The sequence below is a fragment of the Mesorhizobium sp. M7A.F.Ca.CA.004.12.1.1 genome (genome assembly GCF_003997835.1).
Lineage (GTDB): Bacteria > Pseudomonadota > Alphaproteobacteria > Rhizobiales > Rhizobiaceae > Mesorhizobium.
On sequence record NZ_RZRK01000890.1, the window covers coordinates 1 to 2435 of the forward strand.

2 protein-coding genes and 1 pseudogene are annotated in these 2435 nt (G+C 61.5%); 2 read left to right on the top strand and 1 reads right to left on the bottom strand.

Annotated elements, in window-relative coordinates:
- Window positions 1-95, top strand: a pseudogene (locus EN984_RS39075) (response regulator); the annotation flags it as partial.
- Window positions 96-161: 66 nt separating this feature from the next.
- Here EN984_RS39075 and EN984_RS31285 read toward each other — a convergent pair.
- Window positions 162-878, bottom strand: a complete 717-nt coding sequence (locus EN984_RS31285; protein ID WP_127272725.1) for an HAD family hydrolase — start codon at window positions 876-878, stop codon at window positions 162-164.
- 164 nt (window positions 879-1042) lie between these two features.
- Here EN984_RS31285 and EN984_RS31290 point away from each other — a divergent pair.
- On the top strand, window positions 1043-2435 hold a 1393-nt coding region (locus EN984_RS31290), incomplete at its 3' end, for a glutamine synthetase family protein (protein WP_164765780.1).

Here is a 2435-nt window from a genome sequence, read left to right on the forward strand (position 1 = left end):
GTCTGGGCCTGTCTGGTATCATCGACGTGGTGGTCGCCAAGCCGATCACGCCCGAACGGTTGCAACCGGTGATCGATCGCCTGATTGGCCGCTAGAGCAGCCAGAAAAAGTGCGCGGAGTTTCCGTCCGGGAATCAGAAAACAAACAGCTGGATCCTGTGATCAACCTGCATTCACGATGCTTTCGATCAGTCCGGGCAGTTGTCCGAGATCGGATATCTGGCGGTATCTCGTTTCAGCCACCGGCGCCTCGACATGCTCCAGCACCCAGGTCAGTTCATGCGGCACGTGGACGCCCCAACCGCCGGCCTCGATGGCCGGTACCACATCCGACTTCAGCGAGTTGCCGACCATCATGCTCTTCGCGGCACCATCGCCGTGGCGGCTGAAGATCCTGCTATAGGTGGCAGCATTCTTGTCACTGACGATCTCGACCGCGTCGAACAGATCGCCAAGGCCAGAGCCAGCCAGCTTGCGCTCCTGATCGAAGAGGTCGCCCTTGGTGATCAGCACGAGGCGGAATGCGCCGGCAAGCTTTTCGACCGTCTCGCGGGCATGCGGCAAGGCCTCGATCGGATGGTTCAGCATTTCGCGGCCGGCATCGAGAATCTCCGCTATGACCGAGGCCGGTACGCGGCCTTGCGTGACCTCGATCGCCGTCTCGATCATCGACAGGGTAAATCCCTTGATGCCGAAGCCATAGACGGCGAGGTTGCGCCTTTCGGCCTCCAGCAATCGTGCCGAGATGTGCTCCGCTTCGCCATGGTCGACGAGCATGGCGGCAAAGCGCTTTTCCGTCAGCCGGAAGAACTGCTCGTTCTGCCACAGCGTGTCGTCGGCATCGAATCCGATCGTTGTCAGTTTGCCGTTGGGCCGCATTCAATTTCTCGATTAAGATTTGGGGGCCTCGATTGAAGTGGGACGGCCGAAACTAAGCCGATTGGCGTGATTTTCAACCGCGCCGGCCAATGCCCGACGCGGCTCCCCTTCCCTTCCATAGGAGGGCACGGCTATACTCCACAATCCGCAACCCAATCTGGTGAATGATGCCGCCTGCAAAAAAGGAAGTCCGTCCGTCGAGCCGCGGAGGACGCGCCCGCACGCCTGCCTTCGTGAAAAACCAACGAGGCGTCAAGAACTGGAAGGAAGTCAGCGCCTGGCTGGAGTGGCGCGGCATCGAGGACATCGAGTGCATCACGCCCGATCAGGCAGGCGTTGCGCGTGGCAAGATGATGCCATCGAAGAAATTCACCTCCAACACCTCGCTGGCGCTGCCGTCGGCAGTCTTCATGACGACGATTTCCGGCGGCTACCCCGAGGATGGCAACGGCTTCCATTACCCGGAAGATGACGGCGACCTCAAGCTCATGCCCGACCTGTCGACGCTGACGGTGGTGCCTTGGGAAGAAGACCCGACGGCCGCGGTCATCTGCGACCTCGTCCACCAGGACGGACGCTCGGTCGAGTTCACGCCGCGCAATGTGTTGAAACGTGTGGTGGCCGCCTATGACAAGCTCGGCCTGAAGCCAGTGGTGGCGCCCGAGATCGAGTTCTACCTGGTGCGCAAGAATCCCGATCCGGACTATCCGCTGACCCCGCCGGTCGGCCGGTCGGGACGCGCGATCGGTGGCGGCGCCGGCTATTCGATCGCCGGCGTCAACGAATTCGACGAACTGATCGACGACATCTACCATTTCTCCGAAAGCCAGGGCCTGGAGATCGATACGCTGATCCACGAGGAGGGCGCCGGGCAGTTGGAGATCAACCTGCGCCACGGCGACCCGATCGAACTGGCCGACCAGGTGTTCATGTTCAAGCGCACCATTCGCGAGGCAGCACTCAAGCACGAGATCTATGCCACCTTCATGGCCAAACCGATCCAGGGGCAACCCGGCTCCGCCATGCACATCCATCAGTCGATCATCGACAAGAAGACCGGACGGAACATCTTTTCGGCCGCTGACGGCTCGGAAACCGACGACTTTTTCCACTTCATCGGCGGCATGCAGAAGCATGTGCCGAACGCACTTGTGATGTTCGCGCCCTATGTCAATTCTTACCGCCGGCTGACGCAGGCGGCGTCGGCGCCGGTCAACAACAAATGGGGCTATGACAACCGCACCACGGCGTTTCGTGTGCCGCGCTCGGATCCCGCGGCGCGGCGCGTCGAAAACCGCATCCCGTCCTCCGATGCCAACCCCTATCTGGCGCTGGCGGCATCGCTTGCCTGCGGGCTGATCGGCATCACCAACAAGATCAAGGCCGAGCCTCCCGTCCTGACCACCGCCAATGCCGACGAAATCGACCTGCCGCGTGGCCTGCTCGAAGCCGTCGACCTGTTCGAGGGCGACGAGGAACTCTGCGCGCATCTGGGCAAGTCCTTCGCCGCCACCTATGCGGCGATCAAGCGGGCGGAGTTCGAGACCTTCATGGAAG